Source organism: Salinarimonas rosea DSM 21201 (assembly GCF_000429045.1).
GTDB classification, from domain to species: Bacteria; Pseudomonadota; Alphaproteobacteria; order Rhizobiales; family Beijerinckiaceae; genus Salinarimonas; species Salinarimonas rosea.
In genome coordinates, this window is record NZ_AUBC01000007.1 from 189,124 (window position 1) to 203,556 (window position 14,433).

At 71.2% G+C, this 14,433-nt stretch carries 17 protein-coding genes; 10 read left to right on the forward strand and 7 right to left on the reverse strand.

From position 1 onward, the window contains the following. Positions 1 to 77: 77 nt before the first annotated feature. Both G407_RS26295 and G407_RS26300 read right to left on the reverse strand, forming a co-directional pair. Positions 78 to 1,046 carry a bifunctional riboflavin kinase/FAD synthetase gene (locus G407_RS26295; RefSeq protein ID WP_052341062.1) on the reverse strand — a complete coding sequence of 323 codons (969 nt, stop codon included), beginning with the start codon at positions 1,044 to 1,046 and terminating at the stop codon, positions 78 to 80. Between the two features lie 72 nt (positions 1,047 to 1,118). Next, positions 1,119 to 1,589: a MaoC family dehydratase gene (locus G407_RS26300; protein ID WP_052341063.1), complete on the reverse strand. Its 471-nt coding sequence runs from the start codon at positions 1,587 to 1,589 to the stop codon at positions 1,119 to 1,121. Between the two features lie 242 nt (positions 1,590 to 1,831). On the opposite strand from G407_RS26300, the gene G407_RS0107455 reads away from it, so the two are divergent. Then, positions 1,832 to 2,215, forward strand: a complete 384-nt coding sequence (locus tag G407_RS0107455; RefSeq protein WP_029030313.1) for a response regulator — start codon at positions 1,832 to 1,834, stop codon at positions 2,213 to 2,215. A gap of 79 nt (positions 2,216 to 2,294) precedes the next feature. Beyond that, positions 2,295 to 2,870, forward strand: a complete 576-nt coding sequence (locus G407_RS0107460) for a protein phosphatase CheZ (RefSeq protein ID WP_084327374.1) — start codon at positions 2,295 to 2,297, stop codon at positions 2,868 to 2,870. 18 nt (positions 2,871 to 2,888) lie between these two features. Here G407_RS0107460 and G407_RS0107465 read toward each other — a convergent pair whose 3' ends face one another. Further along, positions 2,889 to 3,701: a Crp/Fnr family transcriptional regulator gene (locus tag G407_RS0107465; protein ID WP_245259038.1), complete on the reverse strand. Its 813-nt coding sequence runs from the start codon at positions 3,699 to 3,701 to the stop codon at positions 2,889 to 2,891. 191 nt (positions 3,702 to 3,892) lie between these two features. Between G407_RS0107465 and G407_RS26305 the strand changes: the two genes are divergently transcribed. Continuing rightward, a complete protein-coding gene (locus tag G407_RS26305) occupies positions 3,893 to 4,930 on the forward strand; it encodes a sensor histidine kinase (RefSeq protein ID WP_052341064.1) in 1,038 nt (345 codons plus the stop codon). 208 nt (positions 4,931 to 5,138) lie between these two features. Here the strand turns inward: G407_RS26305 and G407_RS26310 are convergent, their stop codons facing one another. Next, positions 5,139 to 6,134 carry an IS5 family transposase gene (locus tag G407_RS26310; RefSeq protein WP_052341065.1) on the reverse strand — a complete coding sequence of 332 codons (996 nt, stop codon included), beginning with the start codon at positions 6,132 to 6,134 and terminating at the stop codon, positions 5,139 to 5,141. Between the two features lie 307 nt (positions 6,135 to 6,441). Between G407_RS26310 and G407_RS0107480 the strand changes: the two genes are divergently transcribed. The 6 genes from G407_RS0107480 (at position 6,442) to G407_RS0107505 (ending at position 10,726) form a co-directional block, all read left to right on the forward strand. Next, the gene (locus G407_RS0107480) at positions 6,442 to 7,221 is read left to right on the forward strand and encodes a DUF1217 domain-containing protein (RefSeq protein WP_029030316.1); all 780 of its coding nucleotides are present in this window, start codon (positions 6,442 to 6,444) and stop codon (positions 7,219 to 7,221) included. 20 nt (positions 7,222 to 7,241) lie between these two features. After that, positions 7,242 to 7,973 carry a flagellar basal-body rod protein FlgF gene (gene flgF / locus G407_RS0107485; RefSeq protein ID WP_029030317.1) on the forward strand — a complete coding sequence of 244 codons (732 nt, stop codon included), beginning with the start codon at positions 7,242 to 7,244 and terminating at the stop codon, positions 7,971 to 7,973. After that, complete coding sequence (locus G407_RS0107490) at positions 7,973 to 8,512, forward strand: hypothetical protein (RefSeq protein ID WP_029030318.1); 540 nt, start codon at positions 7,973 to 7,975, stop codon at positions 8,510 to 8,512. Before flgF ends, G407_RS0107490 begins: the two co-directional genes overlap by 1 nt. Beyond that, positions 8,509 to 9,849: a flagellar protein export ATPase FliI gene (fliI, locus tag G407_RS0107495; RefSeq protein WP_029030319.1), complete on the forward strand. Its 1,341-nt coding sequence runs from the start codon at positions 8,509 to 8,511 to the stop codon at positions 9,847 to 9,849. The genes G407_RS0107490 and fliI overlap by 4 nt, the downstream gene beginning before the upstream one ends. 94 nt (positions 9,850 to 9,943) lie before the next feature. Continuing rightward, positions 9,944 to 10,255, forward strand: a complete 312-nt coding sequence (locus G407_RS0107500; RefSeq protein ID WP_029030320.1) for a DUF4258 domain-containing protein — start codon at positions 9,944 to 9,946, stop codon at positions 10,253 to 10,255. A 9-nt stretch (positions 10,256 to 10,264) separates the two neighbouring features. Beyond that, positions 10,265 to 10,726: a helix-turn-helix domain-containing protein gene (locus tag G407_RS0107505; protein WP_029030321.1), complete on the forward strand. Its 462-nt coding sequence runs from the start codon at positions 10,265 to 10,267 to the stop codon at positions 10,724 to 10,726. Positions 10,727 to 10,746: 20 nt separating this feature from the next. Here G407_RS0107505 and G407_RS0107510 read toward each other — a convergent pair whose 3' ends face one another. The 3 genes from G407_RS0107510 to ahcY all read right to left on the reverse strand — a co-directional run bounded on the left by G407_RS0107510 (position 10,747) and on the right by ahcY (position 13,165). Next, entirely contained in the window at positions 10,747 to 10,992 is a 246-nt protein-coding gene (locus G407_RS0107510) for a helix-turn-helix domain-containing protein (protein ID WP_029030322.1), read from the reverse strand. Continuing rightward, entirely contained in the window at positions 10,992 to 11,543 is a 552-nt protein-coding gene (locus G407_RS30265; protein ID WP_052341066.1) for a DUF2975 domain-containing protein, read from the reverse strand. Before G407_RS30265 ends, G407_RS0107510 begins: the two co-directional genes overlap by 1 nt. Positions 11,544 to 11,764: 221 nt before the next feature. Then, positions 11,765 to 13,165 carry an adenosylhomocysteinase gene (gene ahcY / locus G407_RS0107520; RefSeq protein WP_029030323.1) on the reverse strand — a complete coding sequence of 467 codons (1,401 nt, stop codon included), beginning with the start codon at positions 13,163 to 13,165 and terminating at the stop codon, positions 11,765 to 11,767. A gap of 203 nt (positions 13,166 to 13,368) precedes the next feature. Here ahcY and G407_RS0107525 point away from each other — a divergent pair, with 203 nt between their 5' ends. After that, entirely contained in the window at positions 13,369 to 14,331 is a 963-nt protein-coding gene (locus tag G407_RS0107525; RefSeq protein WP_029030324.1) for an acetyl-CoA carboxylase carboxyltransferase subunit alpha, read from the forward strand. Positions 14,332 to 14,433: the final 102 nt, after the last annotated feature.

Below are 14,433 nucleotides of genomic sequence, written 5' to 3' on the forward strand. Positions count from 1 at the left end.
CCTGTGCCGGGTGGAAGCACGGCGCGACGAAGGGTGGGCCGGCCGGTGGTGATGTGGGCTGCGGCCGCCCCCCCCCCTCACAGCATGGACTCGAGCCCGTCCTCTCCCGCCAGGATCTCCTTCGCGCGCAGGCTGTCGCGGTCCATCTGCGCGATCAGCGCCTGTGCACTCTCGAAGCGCTCCTCGCCGCGGATGAAGCCGACGAGCTCGACGCCGACCGTCCGGCCGTAGAGATCCCCGGCGAAATCGAACACGAACGTCTCCAGCAGCGGTGCGCCGTCGTCGAAGGTCGGGCGGCGGCCGAAGCTCGCGACGCCGTCGCGCACCACGCCGTCGGCGCAGAGCCGCACCGCGTAGATGCCGTGGGCGAGCCCGCAGCCTTCGGCCAGCGCCATGTTGGCCGTGGGATAGCCGAGCGTGCGCCCGCGCTTGTCGCCGTGGCGCACCTCGCCCAGCACGAACCAGCGATAGCCGAGCAGCGCGTTCGCCCGGGCGATGGCGCCCTCCCCCAGAGCCGCGCGGACGGCGGAGGAGGAGACCGGCGCGCCCGCCTCCTCGACCACGGGCACGACGTCGCAGCCGATGCCCCGCTCGGCGCACAGCCGCGTCAGCACCGCCGGCGTGCCCGCCCGGGCCTTGCCGAAGTGGAAGTCGTAGCCGACCACGACGCCCGAGGCGTCGAGGGCGCCGACGACGAGCTCGTCGACGAAGGCCTCGGGGCTCATCCCCGCGAGCGCGGCGTCGAAGGCGCGCACGTGCACAGCATCGACGCCGACCCGGGCGAGGACGCGCTCCTTCTCGGCGCGCGGCGTGATCCGGAACAGCGGCTTGTCGGGGGCGAAGAAGGCGCGCGGGTGCGGCTCGAAGGTGAGCACCGCGGTCGCGACGCCGCGCGCGGCGGCCCGCTCGCGCGCGTTCGCGAGCAGCGTGCGGTGCCCCCGGTGGACGCCGTCGAAATTGCCGATGGCGACGACGGGGCCGCGGCGGCCGGGTGCGGGGTCGACATGCGTCGCGGATGCGGAGACGGGGGGAAGCGGGCCGGTCATGGGCGCACGAAGTGCGTCAGCCGCGCGCACAAATCAAGCGCGAAGCGGCCCGCGGGGCGCGCCTCGCGTCCGTCAGCGCCGTTCGCGGCCCGGTACCGCGACCCAGGCCTCGCCCTCGAGCACCGGGCGATTGTCGACCCGCGCCTCGCAGAACAGCCGCGCCCGGCGCCGCTCGGCGACGAGCTCGACGATCTCGACCGTGGCGCAGACCACGTCGCCGATGCGCACCGGCGCCAGGAACTGGAGCGATTGCGACAGGTAGACCGCGCCCGGCCCAGGCAGGCGCGTGCCGAGGATCGCCGAGATCAGGCTCGCCGTGAACATGCCGTGGGCGATGCGCTGGCCGAAGCGGGTCGCCTGCGCGTAGCGCTCGCACAGGTGGATCGGGTTGGTGTCGCCCGAGATCTCGGCGAAGCGCGCGAGATCGGCCTCCATCACCGTGCGCATCAGGGTCGCGTGGGCGCCGAGCGACAGGTCCTCGAAGTAGAGGACGGGAAACGTCTGCGTGTCCTCGCGCGCCCGAGCGAGTGCGTTGGCGGCCATCGTGCTGTCCTCCTCGCGATGCCCCGAGAATAGAGCGCATCCGCAACGCGCATCCATGAGACTTTGGTCCCGTCGAACCCGGGTCGCATGCCGCCGCCCGGCGGGGCGCGGGCGATTAACCGCTTCGCAACACGGCCCGGGTTAGAACGCGAGCATCGGCGTCCCCCCGCGGAGGCCGCCTCGATCACCGTCTTCTCGCCGCCCGGAAAGAGGCGGCGGCCCGCGAAACCGGAGCTTGGGACATGGCCCTCGACCTCAAGATGCCGATCCTCGTCGTCGACGATTACCAGACGATGGTCCGCATCATCCGTAACCTCCTCAAGCAGCTCGGCTTCGAGGACGTCGACGACGCCTCCGACGGCACCGCGGCGCTCGCCAAGCTCAAGGAGAAGAAGTACGGCCTCGTCATCTCCGACTGGAACATGGAGCCGATGACGGGCTACGAGCTGCTGCGCCACGTCCGCTCGGACGAGGCGCTGCGCGTCACGCCGTTCATCATGGTCACCGCCGAGTCGAAGACGGAGAACGTCATCGCGGCGAAGAAGGCCGGCGTGAACAACTACATCGTCAAGCCGTTCAACGCGCAGACCCTCAAGGCGAAGATCGAGGCCGTCTGCGGGTCCTGATCCCGGTGCCCCTCCGCGGTCCCGCGGCGCAGGTCGCGGGGTCCGCCGGCCACGAACGACAACAGCGAAAGGTGGCGGCATGGCGACGGCATCCGCGCAGCGCATGCGCACGAGCACGAGAACCCGCGGCGCGCTGATCGACCCGGGCGGCATCGACCTGAAGATGGTCGCGCGCGAGCTCGAGGCGGTGGCGGACTACGTTACCAACATCAAGCGCGAGATCGGCGCGCTGCGCGCCAACGAGCTCTACCGGGCGCGGCTGCCCGTCGCCCACGACGAGCTCGGCAACGTGGTCGACGCGACGCAGTCGGCGACCAACACGATCATGGCCGCCGCGGAGGAGATACTCGGCTCGGCGGAGCAGGACTTCGAGACCTACCGGACCTTCGTCCAGCACAAGGTCACGCAGATCTTCGAGGCATGCTCCTTCCAGGACATCACCGGCCAGCGCATCAACAAGGTCGTCGACGAGCTCGCCCAGGTCGAGAAGCGCCTGTCGCGCTTCGCGGCGGCGGTGAACATGCGCGACCAGGCGGCGCAGGTCGACCCGGAAGACGCCGCCAAGCAGGCCCGCAAGGACGCGCTGCTGCTCAACGGTCCCCAGACCGCGGACCTCGCGGTGAGCCAGGACGACATCGACGCCCTGTTCGGCTGATCGCCGCCGCGGCGCCCGTCAGCCGACCGCCTCGGCGACGCGCGGGCGCCGCGGCGCGACCTCCACCGGGTAGACGCCCGCCAGCACGTCCTGGAAATGCCCGCGCACCAGCGCGTTGCAGCTGCACGCGCCCATCGCCAGCCGGCCGCGGTCGACGATCTCGATGCGTCCCCGCGAGACCCGCACCGCCCCACGCTCGCGCAGAACGCGGATGACGCGGCTCAGGTAGCTGCGCCCCACGCCGAGCATGGCCGCGAGCTGCTCCTGCGTCATCGGGATCGAGGCCGCACCGGTACGCTCCTCCGCCGCGAGCAGCCACTTGGCGGCGCGCTGCTCGAGCGTGTGGGCGGCGTTGCAGGCCACCGACTGGAACACCTGCGCGATCAGGCAGTCGGCGTAGCGCGCGAACAGGTCCGCCGTCCCCGGCGAGTCGCGCTTGGCCGCGTCGAGCGCGGTCACCGGCAGGCGCAGGAACCGTCCGGGATGCTGGACGATGGCCCGTGCGTAGGCGGGCAGCCGTCCGCGGCTGACGATTCCGCCGACCGCGCCCTCGCGCCCGATCAGCACGGTCTCCACCGCGCGCCCGTCGGCGAGCGGCACCAGGAACGACGCGAGGCTCGCGCCGCAGGGGAAGTAGACGTGGGCGACGTCGTCGCCGGGCTCGTAGAAGATCTCGTCGCGCCCGCCCTCCCAGATCTCGAGATGCGGCGTGAGCCGGGCGAGATCCTCGTGGCGCAGCGTGCGCAGGAGGTTGTTGCCCTCCACGTGAGCGGGGAGGGTGTTGGTCTGGCCCGTGACGAGCATGGCGTGCGCCTCGGCTTCGTTGCTCATGCAGCCTCAACGCCGAAGCTCGGCCGTGGTTCGATCGGGGGTTCCGCCGCGTCGATGCCCGGACTGTGCACTTGTGCGCTGACAGCATCCTCCGCCGCGCCTAGGCAGGAAGTCTCACGCACGTCCGGCGGCGCGCGCCGCGACGCGTGAACCGGAAGAGCGCGTCCCCGGGCGCGCGGAGATCGTCCGCGATGCGCACCGCCGCCGCCCCCGCCGCAGAGCCCCCGCTCCTGCGCCTGTTCGATGCCGCCGCCGGGCTGCGCGCGCGCCCCGCGCTCGGTTACGCGGTCGCGACGGCGGGCTTTCTCGTGGCGCTCGGCGTGCGGATCGCGATCGGGGACGCGCTCGTCGGCTACCCCTACGTGACGTTCTTCCCCGTCGTGCTCGTCGCCACCTTCCTCGGCGGCGTGCGCCCCGGTGTGTTCGCGGCGGTCCTGAGCGGGCTCGCGGCGTGGTGGCTGTTCATCCCGCCCTTTCACTCCTTCGCGCTGCTGTGGCCGGGGACGGCGATCGCGCTCGCCTTCTACGTGCTCGTGGTCGGCGTCGAGATCCTGCTCATCCACATGATGGACCTCTCGCTGCGCCGGCTCGCCGCCGAGGAGGCCCGCGCCCGGGCCCTGCTCGACGCGCAGCGCACGCTGTTCCACGAGCTCCAGCATCGCGTCTCGAACAACATGGCCTTCGTCGCCGCACTGCTCACCCTGCAGCGCCGCCACGTCGGCGGCCATCCCGCCGCCCTCGCGGCGCTCGACGCCGCCCGCGCCCGCCTCGACGTGATGGGCCGCATCCATCGTCGGCTCTACGATCCGGAAGCCGCGCGGGGCGGCCTCGACCACATCCTCTCCGACCTGTGCGGCGACGTCGTCGCCGCCGTCGGCGCGCCGCGCGTCACCTGCACGGTGTGCACGCAGCCCGTGACGATCGCGCATCATCGCCTCGTGACGCTCTCGCTCGTGGCGACTGAGCTCATCACCAACGCGCTCAAGCACGGCTACGCCGCCGACGAGGCGGGGACGATCGACCTCTCGCTCGCCGTCGAGCCGGACGGCCGCGCCCGCCTCGTCATCGCCGACGACGGGCGCGGGCTCCCCGACGGGTTCGAGGAGGAGACGCGCACGGGGCTCGGCATGCGCATCGTCGCCGAGCTCGCCCGCCAGCTCGAAGCCACCATCGCCTGGGAGCGCCGCCCACGCGGGACGGCCGTGGTGGTGCGGTTTCCGGCGGGGTAGGGGCTGGACGCCGCCGCCCCTTCTCCTTCCCTGTAGGATTCCTCTGCGAAACGGCGGTCTACTGCACCGCCGTCGCTCGGGGGGTGTTTATTCGAGCGCGGGTCTTCGCGCGCGATCCTTCGGGGGCGCCACGGTTGGCGCGGCAGCCCCGTTTCGTGGGTGCCCGAGACGCCCGAGAGGATGTGCGAGGCGCCATTTCGGGCGGCGTTCATGCGCGGGCCGGCGCGCTCCGTCGCCGCGGTGGAGGCTCGAGCAGGCGCACGGCGCGCTTGAGGTTGTAGACCGTCACCGCCGCGACGGCGTCCGCGCTCACCGTGCCGAGACGTTGACATCGGGCGCGGGCCTGACCGTAGAGACGCTTCACGACGCTGAAGACGCCTTCGACTGGGGCGCGACGGCGGGAGATCAGCTTGTTGAGACGCTCCTTCCAGCGCGGCAGCGGCTGGCCGTTGCTCGTGCGCCGGTGCATGATCCGGGCCTTGATGCCGGCACCCGCGAGCCGCTCGCGGCGCGCTTTCTGCGTGTAGCCGCGATCGGCATAGACCGCCCGCTCGTCCCCGCAGATCAGCGCGTCGGCCGCCTCGCTGTCCGACACGGCGTTGGCCGTCACCACGATCTTGCGCACCAGCAGCGATCCTTCGTCGACGCCGATCGACTGCTTGTAGCCGAAGTGGCTCTTGTTGTTCTTGCGCGTGAAGGTCGCGTCCGGCGAGTGTGGGCTGCGCGCCTGCGCCGCTCCTTTCTCGAACGGCGGCTTGTTGTGGGCCGCCGCGGTCAGCGTCGCGTCGATCAGCGTGCCCTTCTTGACGATCAGCCCCTTGGCTTCGAGTTGCGCGTTGACCGCCTCGAAACACGCGTCCAGAAGCCCCGCCGTCGCCGCGGCGTGCCGGAAGCGCAGGATCGTCGTCTCGTCGGGCGTGCGCTCGTCCAGGCCGAAGCCGCAGAAGCGGCGGAACGAGAGCCGGTCGAGCAGGGCCGCTTCCAGCTGCGGATCGGAGAGCCGATAGAGCGACTGGAGGTACAGCGCCTTGAGCATCGCCAGCGCCGCGTAGGGTGGGCGACCAGTCTGGCCCTTGCGGATCTCCCGCGCGTGCGCCTCCAGCGGAGCCCAGTCGATCAGGGCGTCGATCGCCTCCAACGGCTTGTTGGACCCGAGCCGAGGGCCCGTGAAATGGTCGACGAAGCTCATCTGAGACGGCGCCATGACGAATCTCCACAACCCGATCCACCCTCAGTGAATCAGAACGTCGGGTCACGGCCAAGCCGCCGTTTCGCAGAGGAATCCTGTAGTGGAAGGAGAAGTCTCCGCGAGCACGCCTCCAACCGACACCAGGGCGGTTCGTCGCGACCGATGGTCGTCTCGTCGGGCAAGTCCGTCCTCGTGGCTCGCCACGATATCACCCGCCGTCCCGGGCGAGGCCCCGCTCGCACACCCCCTCCAGCCCCGCGCAAGCCTCTCCCCCGATCCTCCTCGCACGAGAGAGGCGCCGGGATCGGCGCGAGGAGGCCCCATGCTGGCGACGGCCCTGTCCTACCGGCTCGTGGCGAGCGACCTGCCGCGCTCGCTCGAGCGTACCGCGCAGACGCCCCAGGCGGCGCGGGAGATCGCGTACTACGAGGAGACGATCGGGCAGGTGAAGTCCATGGAGGACTTCCTCGCCGACGATCGCCTGTTCTCCTTCGCCATGAAGGCGCACGGCCTCTCCGACATGACCTACGCCAAGGGCTTCATGCGCAAGGCGCTCTCGGAGGGCATCGATTCCCGCGACGCCTTCGCCATGAAGCTCGTCGACCGGCGCTACCGGGACTTCGTCGAGGCCTTCAACTTCAAGCGCTACGGCGAGACGACGACGGTCTTCTCGCGCGCCGTGCAGGGCACGATCGACAAGTACGTCCGCCAGACGCTGGAGGAGACGCAGGGTGCGCAGAACGAGGGCGTGCGCCTCGCGCTCTACTTCGAGCGCAAGGCGTCCGGCCTCACCAGCCCCTACCAGATCCTGGCCGATCCCGCGCTCGCGCAGGTGGTTCGCACCGCTCTCGGGCTGCCCGACTCGATCCAGGGCGCGGACGTCGACAAGCAGGCGCGCCTGATCGAGAACCGGCTCGACCTCGCCGACATGAAGGACCCGGGCAAGCTCTCCGCCTTCCTCGAGCGCTTCGCCGCGCTCTGGGACGTCGCCAACCCGCCGGTGGCGCCGCAGGTGCCGACCATCGCGATCGGCCAGCCGGTCACGGCTCAGATCGGCTCGGACGTGCTGATGAGCCTGCAATCGATCCGCTTCGGACGCTAGAGCGAGCCACGAGACAGCCCATGCAGCCCTCCATCTACGTCGCCCTCTCGGGCCAGGTGGCGCTCGAGCGCCGCATGGAGACGATCGCCCGCAACGTCGCCAACATGTCGACGGTGGGCTACCGCGCCGACGAGATCACCTTCGAGCAACTGCTCTCAACCGCCGGCAAGGACCCGGTCGCCTTCGCCTCGGCCGGCGAGACCTTCGTGTCGCGCAACGCCGGCGGGCTGCAGCAGACCGGGAACCTGCTCGACTTCGCCGTGGACGGTGACGCGTTCTTCGCCTTCGAGGGGCCGAACGGGCCGGTCTACACCCGCGACGGGCGCTTCTCGATGAACGCGAACGGCGAGCTCGTCACCACGGCGGGGTACCGCGTGCTCGACGCGGGCTTCGCGCCGATCCAGCTCGACGCCGACGGCGGCCCCCCGTCCGCCGCCCGCGACGGCATGCTCGAGCAGGGCGGCGTCCAGGTCGGCGCGCTCGGCCTGTTCGCCATCCCCGAGGCCGCGCGGCTCGGACGCTTCGAGAATTCCGGCGTCGTGCCCGACCTGCCGGCCGAGCCGGTGCTCGACTTCGTCGGCAACGGCGTCGCCCAGGGCTTCGTCGAGGGCGCCAACGTCAATCCCGTGCTGGAGATGACGCGCCTCGTCATGGTCTCGCGGGCCTTCGACGCGGTGTCGAAGACGATCGAGCAGTCGGAGCGCACGCAGTCGAGCGCGATCCGCACGCTCGGCGGCGAGGGCGGCGCCTGATGAGCGAGGTCGTCGTCCCGCTCTCCGCCCCGCCCGTCGGGCTCGCCATGGATGCGCAGGCGCACGCGCGCATCGGCCGGCTGGAGGCCGCGCGCGAGGCGCTGCGGCTCGCGCGCACGCCGCCCCCGCCGCTGCCGACGGCGAACCCGCCGATCCCGCCCTCCTTCGAGGAGGCGCTGATCGCCCGTGCGCTGCACGCCGCCGCCAACGCGCCCCCGCCACCGCCGATCCCGCCGCCGCCGCAGACGCCCGCCGACGCCTCCATCGACCTCTGGGCGAGCGAGGGCGTGCCCGCGATGCGCGGCGCACCGACGCTCGCCACCGCCGCCGGAACCGCGCCGGCGGCAGCCGTCGATCCGCGCGATGCCTGGGCACCCCCGCCGGAGGCGCCGCCGTCGGCGCCGGTCGTGGTCGACGCCGCGCGCCTCGCCGCCGATCCGCGCAGCGTCTTCTCGGCGCAGGTGATCGAGGCCCTGCGCGCGCGCCATCTCGGCGACGTGCCGCTGCGGGCGCCGGAGCGCGGGGCGGACAGGCCGTGAGCCCGCCGCGCCCCGCCAACGCCCTCGACCGCCTCGCCGACGCCGTCGGCCGTGCGGCCCGCGACGTGCCGCTCGTGGCCGAGGGCGGCGTCGTCGCCGCCGTGGCCCCCGGGCACTACCGCGTGGGCGGCCTCTCGCCCTTCCTGAAGCTCGGCGAGCGGGTCGCGATCCCCGGCGCCGACGGACCGCAGATCGGGGAGGTCGTGCGCATCGATGCGCGGGGCGCCACGGTCAAGCCCTTCGAGGGCGCCATCGACGCCCGGCTCGGGACCCGCACCTGGCGCATGGAGCCGGTCTCGCTGCAGCCGGACCCCACCTGGAAGGGCCGTGTGGTCGACGCGCTCGGGCGTCCGATCGACGGGCGCGGACCGCTGCGGCACGGGGCGACGATCGTCCACCCCTTCCGCGAGCCCCCGCCGGCCATGCGCCGCGCACGTCTCGGCGGGCACTTCCGGACCGGCGTGCGGGCCATCGACCTGTTCACGCCGCTCTGCGCCGGCCAGCGCATCGGCGTCTTCGCCGGGTCGGGGGTGGGCAAGTCGACGCTGATCTCGATGCTCGCCGCCGCGCAGACCGTCGACACGGTGGTGATCGCGCTCGTCGGCGAGCGCGGGCGCGAGGTGCGCGAGTTCCTGGAGGAGACGCTCGGCGCGAACCGCGACAAGGCGGTGATGGTGGTCTCCACCGGCGACGAGAGCCCGATGATGCGCCGCCTCGCGCCCAACACCGCCATGGCGATCGCCGAGTTCTTCCGCGACCGCGGCGAGCACGTGCTGCTCATCGCCGATTCGGTCACGCGCTACGCCCACGCCGCCCGCGACGTGGCGCTCGCCGCCGGCGAGCCCGCGGTCTCGCGCGGCTATCCGCCGAGCGTGTTCTCCGACCTGCCGCGGCTGCTCGAGCGGGCCGGCCCCGGCTACGAGGGGACGGGCACGATCACGGGGATCTTCTCCGTGCTCGTCGACGGTGACGACCACAACGACCCCGTCGCCGATGCGATCCGCGGCACGCTCGACGGCCACATCGTGCTCGAGCGCTGGATCGCCGACCGCGGCCGCTACCCGGCGATGAACCCGCTCACCTCGATCTCGCGGCTCTCGCGCAAGGTCTGGTCCCCCGAGGAGCAGGCGCTGGTGCGCTCCTTCTGCGCGCTGATCGCCCGCTTCGAGGAGACCCGCGACCTGCGCCTGATGGGAGCCTGGCAACCGGGCGCCGACCCCGACCTCGACCGCGCCGTCGCGATCGTGCCCAGGCTCTACGACGCGCTCAGGCAGGACCCGGCCTCGCCGAAGAGCGAGGATCCGTACCGGGAGCTGGCGGTGCTGCTGAAGGGGTGAGCGCCTGTCGCGCTCACTCCGCAGGGCCGGAGGCATGGAACGCCACGGCACGGACTATTGACGGCGCGAGCAGCCCTATCATATTGATAGGTGCATGACCGCGGAAGTGATCCCCTTCCCCGAGCGACCCTCCCGCCAGGAGCTGGAGGCGCGCGTGCGCGCCTTGGCGCAGAATACCGGCAACATCAATTTCGAGGCGCCGCACTTCCAGGAGCGACTGCAGGAAAGGGGGATCTTGATGCGTCAGGTCCTGGACGTCCTGCGCAATGGCGAAGCGATCCATGGACCGACCAAGGATCAGTGGGGCGATTGGCGAATCAAGATGCGAAGACTCACCGCCGGCCGACGTGTGCAGGTCGTCGTCGCCGTACGTGAGACCGAGCTGATCGCCATAACGGTTATCTAGGAGCACCTCATGACCGAGCCGTACCACTATCGGGAGAGCGGGCTCGACGATGTCTATCTCGCGAGCGGATTCCGCCGGATCGAGAGCGGGGGGCGCTCGTTCGTGGCGATCGACGACATCGATGGCCTGCACGAGGCGATCGGCCGCCATCTCGTCGAGGAGACACGCCGGCTGACGGGTGCGCAGTTCCGGTTCCTGCGCACCGAGCTCGGCCTGTCGCAGGCGTCGCTCGCCCGGTTGCTCGACGTCTCCGAGCAGAGCGTCGCACGGTGGGAGAAGGGCAAGACGCGCCGCGTCGACGCCGTCGCCGATCGCTTGCTGCGGCTTCTCTATGCGGAGCATCGGGGCGGCGACGCGCGGGTCGGGGCGTACCTGAGGCGCATCGCAGACCTGGAGGACGAGGCCGATCGCGTCATCACCTTCGCCGAGACCGAGGAGGGCTGGGAGCCGACGGCACCCGTGGCGGCGTGACCGCCGCGGCGGGGCCGCGGTCAAGCCTCGCCGTCGGCGCCGGCCGACGGGGCGCCGCCGTCCCCCTCCTGCCATTCCAGCAGGTCGCCCGGCTGGCAGCGCAGCGCGCGGCAGATCTTGTCGAGCGTCTCGAAGCGCACGCCGCGGACCTTGCCGGACTTGAGCAGCGAGAGGTTCTGCTCGGAGATGCCGACGATGGCGGCGAGCTCCTTCGAGCGCATCTTGCGCCGGGCGAGCATGACGTCGAGGTTGACCACGATCGGCATCAGACGAACGCCTCGTTCTCCTCGGCGAGGCGCGCGGCCTCCGCCATCACCCAGCCGACGACGACGAGGAGCCCGCCGGCGATGGCCATGACGATGGGGTCGTCGCTCACCGCGATCTGCACGGTGCGCTGGCCGGGCGGGTTGCCGAGCGTCAGGACGAGGGAGGTCAGCCCGCTCGAGACCAGGGCGGCGGCCGGCATCAGCGCGAGCGCCGCGCCCATGCGGACCAGGCGGCGCCCGGACGCCTCGGTGAAGATCGGCCCGTCGCGCCAGCCGCGGAACAGCGCGTGGGCGTGCCACAGGCCGTAGAGGGAGAGCGCCACCGGGATCGCCCCGGTGACGAAACCCGCCGCGATCGAGGCGGGGGTGAGCGTGAAGGCGGCGCCGGGCGGCAGGACCTCGCGGGCGGCGAGCTCGGCGAGCCCGTCCGGGTGGAGGAAGATCGCGACGTAGGCCACGACCTGCAGGGCCGCGACGACGATGGTCAGGACCGCCATCGTCGCGGAAACCTTGGCGATGCGCCGGGCGCGGGTGGGTGCTGCGTTGGGCATGACCTGTCCTCTTCCTCGTCCGACGGCGTGCTGCGCGCCGCTGGAGGGTAGGTAGGCCTTCAATTCTCCTTTTGCAAGATAAAATTCATGTCTAGCATGAATTTTCTCGCCGCTGCTCTCCTGGAAACCGCTCCCCTCGACGAGGAGAGCCCCGACCGTCGCCGGCCGGGGCTCCTCGTCTCGCGTCGCGCCGCGGCGTCACCGCCGCCGGCATCATCCGCTCAGTAGCGGTAGTGCTCCGGCTTGAACGGGCCGCTGTCCTTCACGCCGATGTAGTCGGCCTGGTCCGGCCGCAGCTTCGAGAGCTTTGCGCCGATCTTCTCCAGGTGGAGCATGGCGACCTTCTCGTCGAGGTGCTTGGGCAGGACGTAGACCTGGTTCTCGTACTTGCCCGTGTTCTGCCACAGCTCGATCTGGGCGAGCGTCTGGTTGGTGAACGAGGCGGACATGACGAAGGACGGGTGGCCCATGGCGTTGCCCAGGTTCACCAGCCGGCCCTCGGAGAGCAGGATCATGCGCTTGCCGTCGGGGAACTCGATCTCGTCGACCTGCGGCTTGATGTTGGTCCACTTGTAGTTCCGCAGGGCCTGAACCTGGATCTCGTTGTCGAAGTGGCCGATGTTGCAGACGATGGCGCGGTCCTTCATGGCCCGCATGTGGTCGGCCGTGATCACGTCCTTGTTGCCCGTGGCGGTGACGAAGATGTCGGCGCGCGGGGCGGCGTCCTCCATCGTCACGACCTCGTAGCCCTCCATCGCCGCCTGCAGGGCGCAGATCGGGTCGACCTCGGAGACCATGACGCGGCAGCCGGCCTGGCGCAGCGAGGCGGCCGAGCCCTTGCCGACGTCGCCGTAGCCGGCGACCATGGCGAGCTTGCCGGCCATCATCACGTCGGTGCCGCGGCGGATGCCGTCGACGAGCGACTCGCGGCAGCCGTACAGGTTGTCGAACTTCGACTTGGTGACCGAGTCGTTCACGTTGATGGCCGGGAAGAGCAGCTTGCCCTCCTTCGCCATGATGTAGAGCCGGTGCACACCCGTGGTCGTCTCCTCGGAGACGCCCTTGATCGAGGTGGCGAGCTCGTTGAACCAGCCCTTCGGCTTCTCGCCGAGCAGGCGGTTGATCAGCGCGAAGAGGACCTCCTCCTCCTCGGAGCCGGGCTTCGACAGGAACGCCGTGTCCCCGTCCTCGGCGCGCTTGCCGAGGTGGACGAGCATGGTGGCGTCGCCGCCGTCGTCGAGGATCATGTTGGGCATGCCGCCGCCGTGCCAGTCGAACAGCATGGCGGTGTAGTCCCAGTAGTCCTTCAGGCTCTCGCCCTTCCAGGCGAAGACCGGCGTGCCGGCGGCCGCGATCGCAGCGGCGGCGTGGTCCTGGGTCGAGTAGATGTTGCACGATACCCAGCGCACGTCCGCGCCGAGCGCCTTGAGCGTCTCGATCAGCACCGCCGTCTGGATGGTCATGTGCAGCGAGCCGGCGATGCGCGCGCCCTCGAGCGGCTGCGACGGGCCGTACTCCTCGCGCGTGGCCATGAGGCCCGGCATCTCGGTCTCGGCGATCGAGATCTCCTTGCGGCCCCAATCGGCGAGCGAGATGTCCTTGACGATATAGTCCTGCGCCATCGTGAGAGTCCCTTCGGTGTCGTGGTTCGGCGATGCCATAGCAGACCCCGCAGCCGATGGCAATCAACATATAAACATGTCTTTATGTCCTTCTCGCGGCGGGGCGGCGAACCTTGACTTCCCCCAGCGTTGCGAGCAGTGTCCGCGCGCTTCGCGGCGGGGCCTCTCCGGCCTGCGCCCGCCCGTCCCATTCGCGCGGATACATGCGTACCTATCTCGATTTCGAAAAGCCCGTCGCCGAGCTCGAGGCCAAGCTCGAGGAGCTGCGCGCGCTCGGCGCCGAACGCGACGCCGTCGCCATCTCCGACGACATCGCGCGGCTGGAGGCCAAGGCTGCGGAGGCGCTGGCGGGGCTCTACGCGACGCTCACGCCCTGGCAGAAGACGCTCGTCGCCCGTCATCCGCAGCGGCCGCACTTCTCGGACTACGTGCACGGGCTCGTCGAGGAGTTCACGCCGATCGCGGGCGACCGCAAGTTCGGCGAGGACGAGGCGATCGTCGGCGGCTTCGGGCGCTTCCGCGGCGAGCCGGTCTGCGTCATCGGCCAGGAGAAGGGCTCGGACACGCGCTCGCGCATCCGGCACAATTTCGGCATGGCCCGCCCGGAGGGCTACCGAAAGGCCGTGCGCGTCATGGAGCTCGCCGACCGCTTCGGCCTGCCGGTGATCGCCATCGTCGACACGGCCGGCGCCTATCCCGGCATCGACGCCGAGGAGCGCGGCCAGGCCGAGGCGATCGCGCGCTCCACCGAGGCCTGCCTCGCGCTGGGCGTCGCCAACGTCGCCGTCGTCATCGGCGAGGGCGGCTCCGGCGGCGCGATCGCCCTCGCCACCGCGAGCCGCGTGCTGATGCTCGAGCACGCCATCTATTCCGTGATCTCGCCGGAGGGCGCCGCCTCGATCCTGTGGCGCGACGCCGGGCGCGCGCAGGACGCCGCGACCGCCATGAAGATCACGGCACAGGACCTGCTGCGGCTCGGCGTCATCGACGCGATCGTGCGCGAGCCCGTGGGCGGCGCGCATCGCGACGTCGCGGCGGTGATGGAGGCGACCGGCAACGCCGTCGCCGCCGCCCTGGCCGAGCTCGCGCCGCTGTCGCCCGACGCGGTGCGCGCCGCGCGGGCGGACAAGTTTCTGGCCATCGGCCGCAAGCTCAAGCTCGCGTAACAGAGCGTTCACCATGAGTGAAGACCGCTCCGGGAGGGGGTGGTCTTGCGGTAAGGTTCGCGTAAGGCTAACGATCCTACGGTGCGGGGGACGAGCGGCGCG

Coding starts and splice junctions, on each gene's coding strand:
- G407_RS26300 (WP_052341063.1), bottom strand. CDS start 1,589: ATGGCCGCCAACGCACTCGCTCGGGCGCGCGAGGACACGCAGACGTTT.
- G407_RS0107460 (WP_084327374.1), top strand. CDS start 2,295: ATGGCGACGGCATCCGCGCAGCGCATGCGCACGAGCACGAGAACCCGC.
- G407_RS0107525 (WP_029030324.1), top strand. CDS start 13,369: ATGCGTACCTATCTCGATTTCGAAAAGCCCGTCGCCGAGCTCGAGGCC.
- flgF (WP_029030317.1), top strand. CDS start 7,242: ATGCAGCCCTCCATCTACGTCGCCCTCTCGGGCCAGGTGGCGCTCGAG.
- G407_RS0107465 (WP_245259038.1), bottom strand. CDS start 3,701: ATGAGCAACGAAGCCGAGGCGCACGCCATGCTCGTCACGGGCCAGACC.
- G407_RS0107455 (WP_029030313.1), top strand. CDS start 1,832: ATGGCCCTCGACCTCAAGATGCCGATCCTCGTCGTCGACGATTACCAG.
- G407_RS0107505 (WP_029030321.1), top strand. CDS start 10,265: ATGACCGAGCCGTACCACTATCGGGAGAGCGGGCTCGACGATGTCTAT.
- G407_RS0107510 (WP_029030322.1), bottom strand. CDS start 10,992: ATGCCGATCGTGGTCAACCTCGACGTCATGCTCGCCCGGCGCAAGATG.
- G407_RS0107500 (WP_029030320.1), top strand. CDS start 9,944: ATGACCGCGGAAGTGATCCCCTTCCCCGAGCGACCCTCCCGCCAGGAG.
- G407_RS26305 (WP_052341064.1), top strand. CDS start 3,893: ATGCGCACCGCCGCCGCCCCCGCCGCAGAGCCCCCGCTCCTGCGCCTG.
- G407_RS0107490 (WP_029030318.1), top strand. CDS start 7,973: ATGAGCGAGGTCGTCGTCCCGCTCTCCGCCCCGCCCGTCGGGCTCGCC.
- ahcY (WP_029030323.1), bottom strand. CDS start 13,165: ATGGCGCAGGACTATATCGTCAAGGACATCTCGCTCGCCGATTGGGGC.
- G407_RS0107480 (WP_029030316.1), top strand. CDS start 6,442: ATGCTGGCGACGGCCCTGTCCTACCGGCTCGTGGCGAGCGACCTGCCG.
- G407_RS30265 (WP_052341066.1), bottom strand. CDS start 11,543: ATGCCCAACGCAGCACCCACCCGCGCCCGGCGCATCGCCAAGGTTTCC.
- G407_RS26295 (WP_052341062.1), bottom strand. CDS start 1,046: ATGACCGGCCCGCTTCCCCCCGTCTCCGCATCCGCGACGCATGTCGAC.
- G407_RS26310 (WP_052341065.1), bottom strand. CDS start 6,134: ATGGCGCCGTCTCAGATGAGCTTCGTCGACCATTTCACGGGCCCTCGG.